The sequence below is a fragment of the Metabacillus sp. GQ13 genome (genome assembly GCF_059758525.1).
Genome location: NZ_JCAXET010000018.1, coordinates 95,722 through 114,635 on the forward strand (window position 1 = coordinate 95,722; position 18,914 = coordinate 114,635).

The window sequence follows — 18,914 nt, forward strand, 5'->3', positions numbered from 1 at the left end:
CTGTTTAATCGCATTCATAAACTCACTCAAGACACTGGTGAACTGTATGAAGGTACGTAAATTAAAATGAAAGGACTGTAGAGATTGAGTAATAGAATCTCTACAGTCCTTATGTAGTCATTTCAATCAGTTATCCCTTTGAATTCTTCCCTCTATTTGATACTCAAATGGAGATGGTAAACTTTTAACATATTCGACAGTAGCATCTAGGTCAAGTGGGCCAACCTCCATGTCTGAGGAAAGCTTACCAATACTGGTACCGATATTACCATACATATAGTTGTTTACAACAACTGTATATTCCTTTGATCTATCAATTTTCTTTCCGTCAGGTAATAGAATATCGACTACTTTCCCTGTTTTTGATGTTTTGTCATACGTGTAAGTATAGGTGAAACCTGCAATATGATAATCAAGGCCTCTAGTCGTAATTTGTTCATTTAAAATAACTTCTAAATCGTCACCACTTAGTGACACTTTGTTTAAAACATTACCAAATGGTTGTATGGCAAATAAATCACCAAATGTCACATCGCCTGCATCAAGCTGTGAACGGACACCACCACCATTCATAAGAGCAAAGTCTGCATCCATTTCAGCTTTCATTCCATCAGCAATTAGATTTCCGAGAGCAAGGTCTCCAAATTCTTTCTCTGTTGTAGGGTAACCCTTTTCGAGGGTGGATAAGGATTTTCCGATAAGCTGTGCTTTAATTGGTTCCACTTTATCCGTGTATTTTTTCATAATGCTAGCCACTTCCGGATCAGGAGCATATTCCTTTTGATAAACCGTTTTTATCTCGGCCTCTTTACTGAAGATATCTCCTGTAAAAGGGTCTATCTCCAAATCAACATCAGAGAAAGCAGAGCCATAGGAATAGGCTTGCACTACTAATTTATTGTCTACTAATCGGTTCACTTTTACATGGTTATGTGCTGAGAAAATGACATCGACTTCATCATTGACCTGCTCAGCAATCTTGCTTGCATCAAATGCATCTGTATAACCAGTTTGAGTAGCAGGATTATGTGCTAGGACAATGATTGACTCAATTCCTTGTTCTATTAATTCTGCCGAATACTTGTTAATTGCTTCGACTTCGTCTGTTACTTGTAATGATTCATTTCCTTTTCTGACAATCATGGAAGGTGTTTCTTGAGTAACTACTCCAATAACACCTATTTTTTGATCATCCAGTGTAAAAGTTGTATAAGGTTCAGTGATAAGTTGCCCATCTCTTGTATCATATGCATTTGCTGCAACAAGGGGGAAATTCATTCCATCATAACCTAGGGTACCGTTCGGATGATCACCACCATTAATCATCCGATGCAATTCATCAATGCCTTCATCAAATTCATGGTTGCCCAGTGTCCCAGCATCGAAGCCGATGGATTCTAAAATCTCGACTGTGGGCTCATCCTGAAAAAGAGCAGAAATTAACGGGCTTCCACCGATCATATCACCTGCGTGGACAATGAACGTATTTGGGTTCGTTGCTTCTTCTTGTCTTAGTGCTGCCGCCGTATATTCAATATGCCCGGCCAGTGAACTACCTACATTTGTGACAGTATCTAATTGTCCATGTAAATCATTAACACCTAAGAGTTGGACCTTTAATCCACGGTTAAGATTAAAAGTAAAAACACCAAAGTCATTTGAATCTGTTGTCCCAGTATAAGAAAATGGGCTTCCTTCAGTGATGTACTGTTCAGCCTTTGGTGACGAAGTAAAACTAACATTCACATTAGCTGAGATTGGAGCGATTGACCAGTTTCCATCAGCAGTTGGTGTAATTTCTTTTTCCTCAGAAATGTAATCCATTAAAATTTGGCGATTTTCATCAGCGGAATCGACGACGATCTCACTACCTTTTAAGCCAGGGAAATTACCTCCACCACCAGCACGGTAGTTATTTGTCACGACTACAAATTCTTGTTCAGGGTCCAATGGCTGACCCTTATATTCTAGATTGACAACACGGCTAGACTCTGGGTTTAATAGGGAACCGTTTGTTGCATATTTAGCAGGCTTTGTGACATCAATTTGGTATTCAATCCCGTCAATCACATCAAAGTTATAAACCGGGAAAGCAGGATTCAATAATTTTTGTTCAGTAGTTATGGAAGGATCAATTGTATTAAATTTACCTGCTGACATTTCGATCCACTCTTTGACAACAGCGCCTTTTACTTTAACAGCCTTTAACGTGTTATCGTAAAGGTATAAATCACCAGCACTACGAATCGTTAAATCACCTTGTTTAATTTCTGTGTATTCATCGACACCGTTACGTCCTGCTTTAAAAGGGGCACCGACTGATAAAATCGGCAAATCTTTTAACTCAGGTTTGTTTAATGAGATATAATTCTCGACATACCACTTTTGTGCATTTGTGACAACTTGTATGGATGGGTCATCCTGCACTAACGCAAAATAGCTATAAATATCATCTGTCGTTGTCCCGATTGGCGTATTAACATACTTTAGTGTTGCCTCATGATCTGCTTGTACGGCATCCACAATGGTTTGATCAGGTTGGACAGTCTCTATTTCTCTTGTAGATGACTTAGAGCTAGATACAGACCATTTCCCTTTCTGTTTTTGAAGGGTAAGGTCAATGATACCTAATGATCCACCTCCAAAGCCGGCTTGTACAGCAGCAACTCCATTGATTGTACCGTTTCCGTTATCAATCCCTGGTAAGGGCAGACCATTTGAATCCTTGAATAATGCATCTAAATCAGCTACTGTTTTTGCTGGGAATGTTTTATGAGTGTGTGAAAAAGTAATGGCATCTATCCCAGGTACTTTACTTAATGCATATACCGTATCCTCTGTATTGTCTTCATTACCACTAAAACCAGAGTGAGCTAATGCAATAATGACATCTGCTCCTTTTTTCTCCATTTCAGGTACAAGCTTTTCTGCCGTCTTTATGATGTCTTTCGTAATTACTTGACCTTCTAAATTCGCTTTATCCCACTCATTGATTTGAGGAGGAACAAAACCAATATAGCCGATCTTAATCACCTTAGTCTTACCGGAATCATCTGTCACTTTTTTATTTACAATCTTATATGGTGAAAACTTATTTTTATCGTTTGTAGGATTGTTATCATGGTCATCTACATATACGTTTGCATTAACCACAGGGAAATCTGCATCATCATATACTTCGTCTAGATACTCTAAACCATAATTGAATTCATGATTGCCCAGTGTAGCCATATCATAATCCATTAAGTTCAATGCATGTATGGCTGGATGTAGCTCTCCGTTTTCTAGGGGGTCAATCTTTGCTTTATAGGTACCAAGAGGAGTACCTTGTATAAGATCACCATTGTCTACTAAAACTGAGTTGCTTACTTCTGAACGTGCATCTTTAACTAGAGTTGCTGTTTTAGCTAGTCCCAGTTTTGGAGCCGAGCTATTCTTGTAGTAATCAAAGCTTAGTAGATTTGTATGAATATCTGTCGTTTCCATAATGCGAAGCTCAACCTGTGACTGAACTTTAACCGAAGAATTCGTAACTGCATGTGCATTGCTTGGCATAAATGGGGTAGCTAACAGACTAATTGCAAGTGCACTAGACAATAACAGTTGACCTTTAAGTTTGCTTAGCAATTTCATTTGATACATCCATCCTTATATTTTATTTTTGAGGCAAATAGGCTCCTTTTTAAATATAGCAGAATAAATTTCACAGTAGTTTGAATTATTAGATTAATAGTTAGTTACAACCATGCCTTTTTTTTGCGAGAGTTGTTTATAATATATTAATACTATGTTTTTAATAGGTGAAAATACACTGTTCTTATGTATAGCGTTCAATGTCTTTTTATTCGTATAAACAAGTTTAGAGGTTTTCTTTAGTATAGTAATATAATTGATTTATGATAGATAATGATTATGTAGATTTTGGACGTTTTTTAAGTTTATAGGTTAAGGGGAATTGTATCATCAGCAGCAGCGTTTATTGTTAGAGAGTTGGAGGGCTTGTAAGGAAAAAGGTCGTCAAGCTTGATGAAAGCTGTGACGACCTTTTTATAATGGAAATTTTCTAAATGTTTGTTGCTATTAATCACTTTAATACTAGAAAAAGGGATTGAGTAAAAAAGCGAAAAGTGTAGTATGTTTTTACGAAAAACAACAATTTTTTGCGGAAATGGCCCACAATTAAGGGTTATCCTATAGGGGCATAAGGATCTATCGTTTGAATTGTCCCATCTTCATTATAAGTTAGTTCAGTATATTTCACGCTACGCTTGTGGTTAACCCCATCTGATAATGAGCTATCATGATAAAATAAATACCATTTATCCTCAAATTCAACAATGGAGTGGTGGGTTGTCCAACCGACAACAGGTGTAAGGATTTTCCCTTTATAAACATAAGGACCTTGTGGATTTTTGCTCATCGCATAAACAATGAAATGAGTGGACCCAGTAGAATAGGAAAGATAATAATATCCATTGTATTTATGTACCCAAGCGCCTTCAAAGAATCTTCTATCTTCATCGCCAGCAAGAAGTGGTTTCCCGTCTTCATCAACAATAGATATTTCTTGTGGCTGTTCTTTGAAGGTAAGCATATCTTCGTTTAATTCAGCTACTATTGGTCCTAAAGCAGATTCTGAATCAGCTGGACCTTCTGCATTAGGGTTAAAAGCCCCTGTCTGCCATTTTTCCAATTGTCCGCCCCATAATCCACCAAAATAAATATATGATTTGTTATCGTCGTCCACTAAAACAGCAGGATCAATGCTAAAACTACCCGGGATATAATTTTCTTGGGGAGTAAAAGGTCCAGCTGGATTCTGGCTTGTTGCAACGCCGATTCTAAAGATATCATCTTTATCTCTGGCAGGAAAAAACAAATAATATAGGTTGTTTTTGTAAGCAGCGTCTGGTGCCCATAATTGTTTCTTTGCCCATGGGATATCCTTTAGGTGAAGTACTTCCCCGTGGTCTATACAAGGCGAATCGAAATTATCTATTGAAAGTACATGATAATCTTCCATCTTATACTGGTCACCATTATCATTTGAAGGTCCATCATGATCAAGGTCATGAGAAGGATAAATATATAGTTTCCCCTCAAATACATGTGCTGAAGGATCTGCAGTATAAATATGATCCACTAAAGGCTTATTTGGTTTAGTAACTTGTTCCATTTTTATTCCCCCTCGTCATCTAAAACTTTTAAAAGCGTTTTCATTTCAATTATACCAATGCCATCTTAACAATCAAGAATAATCCTCTTCAACCTTGACCTAATCCCTTTCAGATGAACATAATACAATTAGGAAAATTGTAAAACGTGGAAAGTTACATCACAAGCCTTTTTGTGATATATGTGGCTATTTCCCTTTTAGGTAAATAAAAAGTGGATTACTAATCTGATAGGTAAGTAACGAAGTACATATACTAAATGATAGGCACTTGACTTTCAGGGAAAAGTAGGTAAAAATTAAGTAAAATATTTTACTGATATATAAATAAATTAGTAGTAATAAGGAGAAATAGATATGGTAGATTTGTTTATTTTAGAGTGTACCCGGAAGAATATCATTAATGGAGGTGGAAAGATTGGCAACAATTAAAGATATAGCAGAAGCTGTAGGGTTTTCTATTTCTACCGTTTCTCGTGTTTTAAATAATGATCAGAGCCTTTCTGTTCCAGATGAGACCCGAGAAAAGATATTTGAGGTTGCGGAGAGGCTTAATTATCGGAAGAAAACAGTCAAGCCATTAGTGAAAAATACAGCCTTTCTATATTGGTTAACCGATAAAGAAGAATTAGAAGATGTTTATTTTAAGACAATGAGATTAGAAATTGAAAAACTAGCAAAAAAATCGAACGTCGAACTGACAACTTATAAAATTAACGATGGTATCAATAAGATTCCAAATAACATAGAAGGATTCATTGCGGTGGGGACTTTTTCTGAAAAGGAATTAGAGTACTTACGAAGCATTACCCCAAATGGTGTGTTTATCGATTCTACCCCAGACCCGAACCATTATGATTCTGTTAGACCTGATTTACCGCAAATAACGAAAAAAACAGTTGATTTTTTAATAGATAAAGGACATAAAGAGATTGGTTTTATAGGGGGGACATATCATAACCCCAATACAGATAATGATGAAATGGATATTCGTGAGTTAACATTTCGTTCTTATATGAAGGAAAAAGATTTATTAAACGATACGTTTATTTTTTGTCACAGAGGATTTTCTGTGGAGAATGGTTATCATTTGATGAGTCGTGCAATTGAAAAGTTGGGAGAAAATTTACCTACCTCATTCTTTGTTGCTGGTGATCCGATTGCGGTTGGCTGCTTACAAGCATTGAATGAAAATGGGGTGTCTATCCCCAATAGAGTAAGTGTTATCAGCATTAACAATATTAGTGTTGCCAAATATTTGTCGCCACCTTTAACTACTTTTCATATTGATATGAAGGAAATATGCAAAATCGCAGTAGAATTTTTGCTTGAACGAATATTGGAAAAACGTAGTAGTGTTAAAACGTTGTATTTGGGAGCGGAATTAATAGTTAGGAAGAGTACAAATTAATAGGTTTATCGAAAATAACTTAGGAAACTAGGTTATTTTTTATTTCGTAAAATATTTTACTAGTTTAGGTAAAATATTTGTTTACACGTTTTTCTTTAAATGATATATTGTTTTTAATGAAACGCTTTCAACTATATTGAAACGTTATGAATCTACTAAAAGGGGTGTTATTACATGAAGAGTTATAAAAAACATTTCGGAATCTTTACTAGTATTGCATTAAGTTTAGCCCTTGTCGCTTGTGGGCCACAAGAAAGTAGTAACGAAGGTTCAAGTTCAAAGGATACAACTAAAAATAAAGAGTCTGAGTTACTAGTTTGGGAAGATATTGAGAAATCTGCTGGAATTAAAGACGCTATCGCTAAATTTGGAGAGGAAAATGACGTAAAAGTTAAGGTCGTCGAAAAGACTTATGCGCAACAAATTGAAGATTTACGTTTAGATGGACCAGCAGGAACAGGCCCTGATGTACTTACAATGCCTGGTGATCAAATTGGAACAGCAGTAACTGAAGGGCTGGTAAAAGAGCTTAATGTCGGTGAAGATGTTCAATCTATTTATACTGATGTTGCGATGCAATCGCAAATCGTAGATAACAAGGTTTATGGGTTACCAAAAGCAGTGGAAACAACGATGCTTTACTATAATAAGGATTTAATTTCTGAGGAAGAATTACCAACAACATTAGATGAATGGTATGAGATTTCAAAAGAGTTAACTGATGGAGAAAAATTTGGATTCTTGGCTTTATTTGATCAAATTTATTATGCACAAAGTGTCATCAGTGGATATGGTGGATATATTTTCGGTAAGGATGATAATGGGAACTATGACCCAACAGATATCGGATTGAATAATGAAGGTGCAGTAGAAGGGGCAAATTATATTCAAAAGTTCTATAACGAAGGTCTATTCCCGGCAGGTATTATTGGGGAACAAGGTATTAATGTCCTAGAATCGTTATTTACAGAAGGGAAAGCAGCAGCGATCATTTCTGGACCTTGGAACATTGAACCATTTACAAAAGCAGGTGTGAATTTTGGAGTGGCAAAATTACCTGAGTTGTCTAATGGAGAAAATATGAGTTCATTCGTTGGTGTGAAAAGCTACAATGTCTCCAGTTATTCAAAAAATGCTGAGCTTGCAGAGAAATTAGTCACTTTCCTTGCGAATGAAGAAAATTCTAAAGCGAGATTTGAAATGACAAAAGAGGTTCCTGCAGTACAGGCTTTAGCTAATGACCCTGTGGTTATCGAAAGTCCAGCTGCACAAGCAGTTGCGGAGCAATCTCAGTTTGCAGAATTAACACCAAATATTCCTGAGATGAATGAAGTATGGACTCCAGCTGATACATCGTTACAAGTCATTGCAACAGGTAAGGCAAAACCAGAAGAAGCGTTAAATCAAGCAGTGGAAACAATTAAAGGACAGATTCAAGCTAAACATGGTGGTAAATAAACAATGAAGATAATGGTGTCAAACGATAATTATGTTTGACACCATTTATTATCTAGGTAGTTTCTATAGGTTTGTCGTATTAGGACTAGTTGTGCTATATACGAAAAAAGCCATTTATAAAAGAGGTGAAAAAGGTGCAACAACGGAAAATTGCCTTACTATTATCTGTTATTCCTGGACTAGGTCAATTTTATAATAAGCAATGGATAAAGGGTCTTTTGTTCCTTATTCTAGGTGTATCTTTTTTTGTAGTGTTTGGGGATCTCCTGAATATGGGTTTTTGGGGTCTATTTACACTTGGAACAGAAGTACCGCGAGATAACTCGGTCTTCCTTCTTGCAGAAGGTATTATTGCTTTAATTGTGACCTGTTTTGGTTTAGGTATCTATTATCTGAATTTACGAGATGCATATAAAAATGGGACTTTGCGTGAGGAGAACAAGGAGTTAAGCACACTTAAGGATCAGTATCAAAATTTAATTTCACAAGGGTATCCCTATGTTATTAGTGGTCCGTCGCTATTTATATTAATCTTTGCAGTTGTTTTTCCTATCTTATTTAGTTTCGCATTAGCATTTACAAATTATGATTTATATCATTCGCCACCAGCTAATTTAGCGGATTGGGTTGGTCTTGATACATTCTTTGAAATCTTTACGGTCGATATTTGGCGCTCAACCTTTTTTGATGTTTTAGCTTGGACGGTTATTTGGACATTAGTCGCTTCTACACTTCAAGTTAGTCTTGGTGTTTTCTTGGCTGTCCTAGTTAATCAGAAAGAAATAAAAATGAAACGATTTTTTCGAACAATCTTAGTTTTACCTTGGGCAGTACCAGGTTTTGTCACGATATTAATCTTTGCTGGCCTTTTTAATGATAGTTTTGGGGCAATCAACAATGATATTTTAGCTGCATTTGGCATTGATGCTATTCCGTGGCTAACAGATGCAAATTGGTCGAGATTAGCACTCATCCTTATGCAAGGTTGGTTAGGTTTTCCATATATATTTCTTGTAACAACAGGCGTTTTGCAATCAATTCCTGAGGATCTCTATGAAGCAGCTACAATTGATGGGGCCTCTATTTTTGCAAAGTTTAAAAATATCACAATGCCAATGATTTTAATCGCAATGGCACCAATTATTATTACGCAGTATACCTTTAACTTTAACAACTTTAATATTATCTATCTTTTCAATGGCGGTGGTCCTGCTGTTCCTGGCTCAACTGCTGGAGGGACCGATATATTAGTGTCCTGGATCTATAAATTAACGATGCAATCAAGTCAATATTCACTAGCAGCAGCATTAACTATTTTGTTATCTGTATTTGTCATCGCGATCGCGTTATGGCAATTCAGAAGGACGAGTTCATTTAAAGAGGGGGCTTAATAGAGATGGCAAATATGAAGCAAAAAAAATCTTCACGTCTCCTTTTTTCTTATTTGATATTAGCCTTTATGACGATTATTATCATTTACCCCTTACTATGGACCGTTGGAGCAAGCTTTAATCCTGGCAATAGTTTGGTTAGTACGTCAATTATTCCTGAGAATCCAACATTGGATCATTACCGAGAGTTATTTGCAGGAAAGGAAAGTCTACAATATGTAAATTGGTATTTAAATTCGCTAAAGATTAGTTTATTTACAATGGTAGGAACAATTGTGAGTGTTTCTTTTACGGCGTATGCATTTTCACGTTTTCGCTTTAAAGGCAGAAAAAATGCCTTAACATTATTTTTATTACTACAGATGATTCCGCAATTTTCAGCATTGATTGCCCTTTTTGTTTTAGCGCAAATTCTTGGGATGATGAATAGCCATTGGCTATTAATCCTCTTGTATATTGGTGGGCAAATTCCAATGAATACTTATTTAATGAAGGGGTATATGGATTCGATTCCTATCGATTTAGACGAAAGTGCGAAGATTGATGGAGCAAGCAATACAAGAATCTTTTGGCAAATCATTATGCCTTTGTCTAAACCGATGGTTGCTGTAGTAGCGATGAATGGATTTACAGGACCGCTTGGAGATTTCATTCTATCATCTACTATTTTGAGATCACCTGAATACTATACATTGCCAATTGGCTTATACAACTTAGTAAATGATGTTATGGGTGCAAGTTATACAACCTTTGCTGCAGGAGCGATTCTCATAAGTATCCCAATTGCGATCATCTTTATTCTCTTACAGAAGAACTTTGTATCAGGATTAACTGCAGGTGGCACGAAAGGCTAACAGGAAAATGATATTTAGAAGGAGATAATTATGTCGAAAAATAGTAAAACTTATACAACTAAAGCTGATTTTATGCTTCATGGTGGAGACTATAATCCAGATCAATGGTTAGATCGGCCTGACATTTTAGCAGATGATATAAAATTGATGAAGCTTTCACATACAAATACCTTTTCACTTGGGATATTTGCATGGAGTGCTCTAGAACCTGAAGAAGGGGTCTATCAATTTGAATGGTTAGACGAAGTTTTTGAAAATATTCATAGTATTGGCGGTAAAGTTATTTTAGCTACTCCAAGTGGGGCTCGCCCTGCCTGGATGTCTCAAAAATATCCTGAAGTATTACGTGTGAATGGAAATCGCATGAAACAATTACACGGTGGAAGGCATAATCATTGTTTTACTTCTGAAATTTACCGTGAAAAAACACAGAAAATGAATCGTTTATTAGCAGAAAGATATGGTCATCATCCAAGTTTATTAATGTGGCATATTTCCAATGAGTATGGAGGAGAATGTCATTGTAACCAATGTCAGCATGCCTTTAGAGACTGGCTTAAAGAGAAATATAATCATAATCTCAAATCGTTGAATGATGCTTGGTGGACCTCTTTTTGGAGTCACACATATAGCGATTGGTCACAAGTTGAATCACCCTCACCTATTGGGGAAAATGCAGTGCATGGCTTAAACTTAGATTGGCGTCGATTTGTTACGGACCAAACGATTTCTTTCTTTGAGAATGAAATTGTTCCTTTAAAGGAATTAACACCCGCTGTTCCGATTACGACAAACTTTATGGCAGACACATTTGACTTAATTCCATTTCAAGCACTTGATTATAGTAAGTTTGCCAAACATGTTGATGTGATAAGTTGGGATGCGTATCCAGCTTGGCATAATGATTGGGAAAGTACAGCTGATTTGGCCATGAAAGTAGGCTTTATTAATGACCTGTATCGAAGCCTCAAACAACAACCATTTTTATTAATGGAGTCTACACCAAGTGGAGTCAATTGGCATAATGTCAATAAAGCAAAACGCCCAGGTATGCATTTGCTTTCATCGATGCAAATGATTGCTCATGGATCTGATAGCATCTTGTATTTCCAATGGCGCAAATCTCGTGGCTCTTCAGAGAAATTTCATGGTGCCGTTGTAGACCATGATAATAGTTCCGATAACCGTGTATTTAAGGAAGTTGCTAAAGTTGGTCAAACGTTAGAGAAATTGTCAGAAGTAGTAGGTACAAATCGTCAGTCAGATGTTGCCATCTTATATGATTGGGAAAACAACTGGGCGCTAAATGATTCACAAGGATTTGGAAGTGAGACGAAGCGTTATCCGCAAACATTGCAGCAACATTACCGTACTTTCTGGGAACAAGATATCCCTGTAGATGTGATCACGAAGGAACAGGACTTTTCTGCCTATAAGTTATTAGTTGTGCCGATGCTATATTTAGTTAGTGAAGAAACGATTGCTAGGTTAAAGACGTTTGTTGCGAACGGGGGCACTTTAGTAATGACCTATATAAGCGGCATTGTCAATGAACATGATTTAACCTATTTGGGTGGATGGCACAAGGATCTAGAAGAGATTTTTGGCATGAAGCCTATTGAAACAGATACATTATTTCCAAAAGATCAAAATAGTGTAATTTTTCACAACCAAACCTACCAGGTGAAGGATTATGCAACTGTTATTGATCTGAAATCAGCTACTGTAGAAGGTTTCTATCAAGAGGACTTTTATGCAAATACACCTGCTGTTACAAGCCATCAATATGAAAAGGGAAATTCCTATTATATTGGTGCACGTTTGGATGAACAATTTCATCGGGATTTCTACAATGATCTAATAAAGGACCTCTCACTTGAGCCAGTTTTCCCAGTTAAACACGGTAAGGGAGTAACTGTACAAGCAAGACAAGGTCAAGAAAGCGATTATGTTTTTGTCATGAATTTTACCGAGGATGTCCAACCTATTTCCTTTGAATCACCGGTAAAAGATATAGTAACGGGTGAAGAGATAAATGGGGAACTTACATTGGAAAAATACGAAGTAAGAATCGTGGAAAAATCAAAAATTAACTAATGTATTTCGGTTACATCCATTCTATGAAAGTAGAGTGGATGTAATCTTTATGCATGACGGAATAGCGGAATTGCATACATACAATTATAATTTACTGAATTATTAAAATATTATTTGATTAGGCTTTTTTCTAAAAGTTCGTTGCTCTAGTAAAGTTGAAATTGAAGCTGCATTTCGAAGGAAATGGCAACGTAATTACTTATACGAGAACAATAATCTTTGCGAAAACAGCCCTTTATTAAAATAAAAAGTAAAGGTGTGGTCTTATGTATTTGCAGGTAAGTAAAAAAGTAGTTTTATCTTTGTTAGTAGTGGTGATGATGATGTTTAGCTCATTAAGTTTACAAGGTAGTCGAGGATATGCTGCTAATACACAGGAAAATTACATAACGAATGGCGGATTTGAAGCAAACTTTTGGGATGATGATTCATGGACAGTCGATCCTTTAAATTGGGATCATCTTGAAGCACAACATTATAAGTATTCAGAAGATCCTTTGCTTAATAAGGATGAGGGTGAGCATGCTTTTAAATATTGGATAAAGGATACAGCGGGAGAAAAACAGTCCTTTACATTAAATCAGACCGTTCCAACCCTCCCAGCAGGAAGTTATCAACTATCTGTAAGAATAATGGGAGGAGCAGGTAGTGAAGCAGGTCATGTGAAACTATTTGCTGGTGATGAAATGATCGAAACAGTTACAACGAAAGGTTACAATGCGTGGGAAACGATTACACTAACATTTGAATTGGCGAAAGAAACGACTAATTTCCAAGTTGGGGCTAACGTTATAGGTGAACCGAACGCTTGGGGTTATTTAGATGGCTTTAGCTTAATGTTGAAGGAAGCAGATGATACTACTCTTCCAGAACCAGTCGAAGCTGATATTTTTGTAGAAAGAGTTGCCGGTATTGATAATGAATTTATAAAAGGTGTAGACGTTTCTAGCATCGTTTCATTAGAGGATAGTGGTGTGAAGTTTTATAATGAGGCTGGAAAGGAACAGGGCATTTTTACAACCTTGAACGAAGCGGGTGTAAACTATGTGCGCGTTCGTATTTGGAACGACCCTTATGATGCTGAAGGTAATGGTTACGGTGGTGGTAATAATGATTTAGAAAAGGCGATAGAAATAGGAAAAAGAGCGACTGCTAACGGAATGAAGCTGTTAGTAGACTACCATTACTCCGACTTTTGGGCGGATCCCGCTAAACAACAGGCACCAAAGGCTTGGGAGAATTTAAGTTTCGAAGATAAGAAGAATGCTTTATATACCTATACAAAAGAAAGCTTGCAAGTTCTTTTAGATGAAGGTATCAACATTGGTATGGTTCAAGTCGGAAATGAGACAACAGGCTCATTTGTTGGAGAATCTGATTGGACAAGGATGAGTGCGTTATTCAGTGCGGGAAGTAAAGCGATAAGAGAAGTAGATTCCTCGATTTTAATTGCCTTACATTTTACAAATCCTGAAAAGGTAGGAAGATATGAAACGATTGCTGATACCTTAAAAGAAAATGGTGTAGATTATGATGTATTTGCTAGTTCATATTATCCATTCTGGCATGGTACATTAGAGAATTTAACAACAGTATTAAGCAATGTGGCAGATAAGTACGGTAAAAAAGTGATGGTTGCCGAGACATCCTATGCGTACACAGCTGAAGATGGCGATGGACATGGAAATACAGCACCAAAGGATTCAGGTCAAACGTTAAATTACCCGATTACAGTCCAAGGTCAAGCAACTGCAGTAAGGGATGTAATGGAAGCGGTTTCTAATGTGGGCGACGCTGGGATAGGTGTGTTCTACTGGGAACCAGCATGGATACCAGTCGGTTCACCTGAAGAGATCGAGCAAAATAAGGAGATCTGGGAAAAACAAGGTTCAGGTTGGGCTACTAGCTATGCGGCAGAATATGATCCCCATGACGCAGGCGAGTGGTTTGGTGGAAGTGCTGTAGACAATCAGGCGTTATTTGATTTTAATGGACACCCATTACCTTCATTGAATGTCTTTAACTATGTTGATACAGGAGCGGTTGCACCATTGGAAATCGACCAAGTTGAGAACCTATCAATCAATGCGATTGCCGGAGAAACGATTACCTTACCTAAAACAGTAACAGTAAGTTACAATGATGGTAGTGAAGGATCAGTTCCAGTTACTTGGGATCAAGCAGCATTATCACAAGCAATCAGCGATGGTGTTGGAACATATGTCATTAATGGTGTTCTTGAAGAAGGACGCACTGTAACTGCTACTATTCAAATAAATCCAGAGAATCACCTGTTAAACCCCAGCTTTGAAGAAAGTGACAGAAGTATGTGGGAGATCATTTATGATAATGGATCTGTACCACACGCTGACTATCAACAAAATGCTTCAGACGCAAAGTCAGGGGAATACTCACTACATTTTTACTCCGATGAAGCAGTTGATTTCAGAGTGGAGCAAACGATTACTGGCTTAGAACCAGGGTATTATAACTTTTCGATGTTTCTCCAGGGTGGGGATGCAGAAGATTCCGACATGTTCATCTATCTTAAAACGGATGATGAAGAATATAAAATAGATACCTCAGTTAATGGCTGGGGGAGTTGGAATAACCCTGAACTTGCAGATATTCTAGTTGAGGGTGGTACAGTAACGATAGGAGCGAATATAAAAGCTAACCCAGGTGCTTGGGGAAGTTTAGATGATTTTTATTTATATCGTGTAGGAGATATTGAAGAAGAGCCAGATGTTGATCCAACCCTAGAGGTAAAGGAACCCAATCAACCACCAAAGGAAAATACTGGAATTCCAGTACCTGGTGAAGGAAATGATGATCAATCTAGAGATAAAGATAATGAGGGTTCCAAAACAGATCTAACAGACAAACTAGAAAATCCTGTTAAAGTATCTGAAAAGGGTAAAGAATTACCTGATACAGCATCAAGTACTTACAATATACTAGTAATAGGACTATTATTACTAGGGATTAGCTGTTTAGCTCTATTCATTAGCCGACGCTTAAGTTTGAAAAATGATTAAACAAATTTACCTTTTAAAGTCCGGCCTTTGAAAGGTAAGAAGTTCCGATATCGTGAAAAAAAATGCAAAATAACATGTTAAAAAATCCACAACTTAAATAGCAAATGAAATACCATTAATTAGACACTAAAAGGGCTTGGATGAGATAAATCCAAGCCCTTTTTATGTACTTTTCGTTCTTCAACTAAAGCCGCCGTTAGTTGAAGTGGAAAAATTACAAATTAGCAAAGAACCTTGTTTTTAATGATGATGTTCTTGAACTTCATTTTCGCTTTGTATTCCTTTTTGCAAGAAGTCTATTTCACTTTCTGAAAGTTCCCCTACAACAAATTGTTTTTTAGGGATTATAATTGAACCATCATTACCAGCGTGTACTTTTACAAAATAAAGACCTTCAATATCAAAATCTTTACTTATATAATAAGTACCGTTTCCTATTTCATTTGCTTCTTCCATAGAATATTTTACAGACCCATCTTGTTTCCAAATTTCAAAATGAACAAAGTCTGCATCATTCACTCTTTTTCCTTGTTGGGTAAGCATAACCTTTATGGTTTCTTTTTCGTTTGCCAAAAAAGTATTAGGTATGAGTATTTCTGATTTAAGTGGAAATTCTTCTTTATATAGCTTTTCAACGTCTTGTTCAAGGGAACATGCACTTAGCACAGTGCCTAAAATGAAAATGAAAAGAAAACATATATATTTTTTCACTGTAAATGCCACCTTTTACGTGTTGTATTATGCATTAAAAAAATTCCTAAGCTTAGCTATTCTTTTAATAATTAGCCAGTCTACTGCAAAAACAACAATAAGAGACAGACCAACTAAAGGAAACAATATTCCTAGACTTATCATCAAAATGAGAAAAAGTTTCATTTTCTTCATACTAATAGCTTTTGGGGCACCTAATCTTTTATTAGGCTTTCGTTTCCACCATAGATAAAATCCACTAACTGCAACAAAAATAATACCTAAACAAATTAGAAGGCTAATTAATTGGTTAATTAAACCGAATTGAGTGCCTTTATGCAAAGTGATTCCCCAAGCAACTACTTTGCCTATTAAACCATAGTTATCATAACGATAATCAGCAAGAATAGCACCTGAATATTGGTCAACATGAATTGTAGCCTCATCTTGTGCTCTTGGAGGAAAAGCTGATAAAGTATATACCCCTTCTTTATCACTTGGAAAAATAACAGTATAACTTGGATGCATACCTTCCCGGTTGGCTATTTCAACAACATCATCAAGAGAAATAGGAACAAAACCTTGAAGTTCAGAATTAGGTACATCTAAATTTTCTGCAGCCCAAGGAACATCTACAATATCCTTTGTTTTTATCTCTGATGTCGGTGTATTACCAATCCATACAGATGGAGGGTATCCTGTTCCAGTATTGGTGACAATTGTCTGAAATTGATTTCCCCATAACCCTGACCAGGGCAAACCAGTCATAATTAGAAATACCATTCCTGCTGTTATCCAAAATGCAGGTACTGCGTGAAGGTCTCTTCTGAAAATCATTTTCCCTTTATTAAGTCTCGGAAAAAGAACACCAGACAGTTCTTTTCTCTTCCTTGGAAACCATAAAAAAAGACCTGTAACAATGAGCACAATAGCCCAGCAGGCAGCTAATTCTACAATTCTATCTCCTAACGTACCAGCCATTAGTTCCCCATGAAATTCTTCAATTTTATCCATTATTAGATCTTCATTACTTAATTCACCAAGGGACTTTCCAGAAAATGGGTCGATAAAAACTGTTAGTGACTCATTGTTTGAGGTGATACTTACTTCGCTCGAACGTTCATCATTTTCTCCAGGACGATATTTTGTCACTACTGCATCCGGGTATAACCTTTTGACTTCTTCTATTTGCTCTGTAGCTGTCATTCTATCTCCCTGGAGAGTAACCCCATAATAATCTTGATAAATGACTTGCTCAATCTGTGGTTTAAATAAATAAATAGAACCAGTAAATGCGAGAATAATAAGAAATGGAGCAAAAATAATCCCCGCATAAAAATGCCATCTCCATACTCTTCTGTATAGGGAAGCTTTTGCATGTTTTTTATCCAATTCTTCTTGATTATTAATAGATGTTTCTTCTTTTATAGACTCTATGCTTTTCCCCTCCTTACTTTTTATGACAACAATCTTTACTTTGCATTTCAACCATTATTACTTGATAGCTTCTTCAATGTATATAGTTCCCCAGCAAATCCCAATTGAAATAGTTTAGCTTGTTTCATTGATTCAAAAACAATGACTTCTGGTTGCAACAATTCAAATAAATATCTAAATTTAAAAGAAAGGTAGCAGTCTTAGTACTTATTGTTGTATCTTTTAAAAAAACATGACAAATAATCTGAGTTACGTCATTTTCTAATCTTTATCTCTAAGTAGACCACAATGAGGAAAACATGTTTGCTCTATGTGGTGATCCTTTTTGAATAATTGAACGGTTAATCTTGAATGTGTATCTTTATAGCAATAAGGACATCTATTTTAATTATAAAATTTAAATTGTCTAGCTTATGATATAACATGTGATGAAATGTTGAACTTTAACAATCAATGAAATTGTTTTTCTGCATCAAAAGGGTGATTCCTTAAAAAAGATTGTTTGTCTGAAGAAACTAACTTTTGTTGGGACTAAGTATTATGGTCACTGCAGATGTAAAAAGATCTCCTCAATTTTTAGGGACCATACATTAAAAATATTAAATTATCCTTTAATTTAATATAGAACAACTGAAACTAGGGGATTAGCCGTTCCAACTTGTCTTGTTCCTGAGTAATAAGTAATATCACCATCAAAAGGGGGAATTACTTATGTGCTCAAGGTGCGGTCAGTGCCAAAATCAATGTTGTTGCCCTTGTCTTAATCGATTCAATCAAGTCAGAAGGTTGTTTACAGGATGTGAACTATTAAGGGTTACAGAGTTTACTAACGAGTTTTTCAAAAGATTCGGAAGGTTACCTACATGCGATGAAAGAAGATGTATTGAGGAAAGTTGCAGAGGAATTTCAGATATAAATTCGTTGAAGTTATTTTCCGAAAATAAGACATGCTAATATTGCTGAATTAATCCAGCGAAGGCAAAAAAAGGACGATATGTTAATCTAGTCCCTTTTTGCATTTTTTTAAATTTATAAAAGAAAAAGGAAAGTGTTGAACAAAAATAAACAACTTTATTCTCACTCTCAAAGAAGAAATAGTTGTTAAACTATAAAAATAAACAACTTTAAAAATCTTTACTAAACTTGTTTATGTAGTAAGGATCTTAGTTTTCGAATTGATAATGAAACAACATTATTGTTACGTTACACTTGAAATCCTTATAAGGTTCTCAAGGTTATTTCCAAGTCAATATAAATACATTTTTAGTTTACTAAGGATAATTATAGGCAATGAAAAAGGATCTTCAATTTGAACTGAACCCCAATTGTTAGACACAACTAACAATTGGAGGTGCAGTTTTTGTT

General features: G+C 36.1%; 10 protein-coding genes. 6 read left to right on the forward strand and 4 right to left on the reverse strand.

Annotated elements, in window-relative coordinates:
* Positions 1 to 126: 126 nt before the first annotated feature.
* Both AC6CHR_RS20230 and AC6CHR_RS20235 read right to left on the reverse strand, forming a co-directional pair.
* Entirely contained in the window at positions 127 to 3,633 is a 3,507-nt protein-coding gene (locus AC6CHR_RS20230; protein WP_498250850.1) for a bifunctional 2',3'-cyclic-nucleotide 2'-phosphodiesterase/3'-nucleotidase, read from the reverse strand.
* A 553-nt stretch (positions 3,634 to 4,186) separates the two neighbouring features.
* A complete protein-coding gene (locus AC6CHR_RS20235; RefSeq protein WP_498250837.1) occupies positions 4,187 to 5,176 on the reverse strand; it encodes a glycoside hydrolase family 43 protein in 990 nt (329 codons plus the stop codon).
* Between the two features lie 415 nt (positions 5,177 to 5,591).
* On the opposite strand from AC6CHR_RS20235, the gene ganR reads away from it, so the two are divergent.
* The 6 genes from ganR to AC6CHR_RS20265 all read left to right on the forward strand — a co-directional run bounded on the left by ganR (position 5,592) and on the right by AC6CHR_RS20265 (position 15,422).
* Positions 5,592 to 6,584 (forward strand): galactan degradation operon transcriptional regulator GanR, encoded by a 993-nt coding sequence (gene ganR, locus AC6CHR_RS20240; protein WP_498250838.1) that lies wholly within the window; start codon positions 5,592 to 5,594, stop codon positions 6,582 to 6,584.
* A gap of 174 nt (positions 6,585 to 6,758) precedes the next feature.
* Positions 6,759 to 8,042 (forward strand): arabinogalactan oligomer ABC transporter substrate-binding protein GanS, encoded by a 1,284-nt coding sequence (gene ganS, locus AC6CHR_RS20245; protein ID WP_498250839.1) that lies wholly within the window; start codon positions 6,759 to 6,761, stop codon positions 8,040 to 8,042.
* A gap of 134 nt (positions 8,043 to 8,176) precedes the next feature.
* Positions 8,177 to 9,433, forward strand: coding sequence for a galactooligosaccharide ABC transporter permease GanP (ganP, locus tag AC6CHR_RS20250; protein ID WP_498250840.1), 1,257 nt, complete (start codon positions 8,177 to 8,179; stop codon positions 9,431 to 9,433).
* A 5-nt stretch (positions 9,434 to 9,438) separates the two neighbouring features.
* Positions 9,439 to 10,287, forward strand: coding sequence for a galactooligosaccharide ABC transporter permease GanQ (ganQ, locus tag AC6CHR_RS20255; protein WP_498250841.1), 849 nt, complete (start codon positions 9,439 to 9,441; stop codon positions 10,285 to 10,287).
* A 27-nt stretch (positions 10,288 to 10,314) separates the two neighbouring features.
* Positions 10,315 to 12,384 carry a beta-galactosidase GanA gene (ganA, locus tag AC6CHR_RS20260; RefSeq protein ID WP_498250851.1) on the forward strand — a complete coding sequence of 690 codons (2,070 nt, stop codon included), beginning with the start codon at positions 10,315 to 10,317 and terminating at the stop codon, positions 12,382 to 12,384.
* 266 nt (positions 12,385 to 12,650) lie between these two features.
* Complete coding sequence (locus AC6CHR_RS20265; RefSeq protein WP_498250842.1) at positions 12,651 to 15,422, forward strand: glycosyl hydrolase 53 family protein; 2,772 nt, start codon at positions 12,651 to 12,653, stop codon at positions 15,420 to 15,422.
* A gap of 240 nt (positions 15,423 to 15,662) precedes the next feature.
* Here the strand turns inward: AC6CHR_RS20265 and AC6CHR_RS20270 are convergent, their stop codons facing one another.
* Both AC6CHR_RS20270 and AC6CHR_RS20275 read right to left on the reverse strand, forming a co-directional pair.
* Positions 15,663 to 16,133, reverse strand: coding sequence for a FixH family protein (locus AC6CHR_RS20270; RefSeq protein WP_498250843.1), 471 nt, complete (start codon positions 16,131 to 16,133; stop codon positions 15,663 to 15,665).
* A 27-nt stretch (positions 16,134 to 16,160) separates the two neighbouring features.
* Positions 16,161 to 17,549 (reverse strand): PepSY-associated TM helix domain-containing protein, encoded by a 1,389-nt coding sequence (locus AC6CHR_RS20275; protein ID WP_498250852.1) that lies wholly within the window; start codon positions 17,547 to 17,549, stop codon positions 16,161 to 16,163.
* Between the last annotated feature and the right edge of the window lie 1,365 nt (positions 17,550 to 18,914).

Bases quoted from the DNA above. Each gene is read 5' to 3' on its own strand.
- ganS (WP_498250839.1), top strand. From the start codon at position 6,759: ATGAAGAGTTATAAAAAACATTTCGGAATCTTTACTAGTATTGCATTA.
- AC6CHR_RS20235 (WP_498250837.1), bottom strand. From the start codon at position 5,176: ATGGAACAAGTTACTAAACCAAATAAGCCTTTAGTGGATCATATTTAT.
- AC6CHR_RS20265 (WP_498250842.1), top strand. From the start codon at position 12,651: ATGTATTTGCAGGTAAGTAAAAAAGTAGTTTTATCTTTGTTAGTAGTG.
- AC6CHR_RS20230 (WP_498250850.1), bottom strand. From the start codon at position 3,633: ATGAAATTGCTAAGCAAACTTAAAGGTCAACTGTTATTGTCTAGTGCA.
- ganQ (WP_498250841.1), top strand. From the start codon at position 9,439: ATGGCAAATATGAAGCAAAAAAAATCTTCACGTCTCCTTTTTTCTTAT.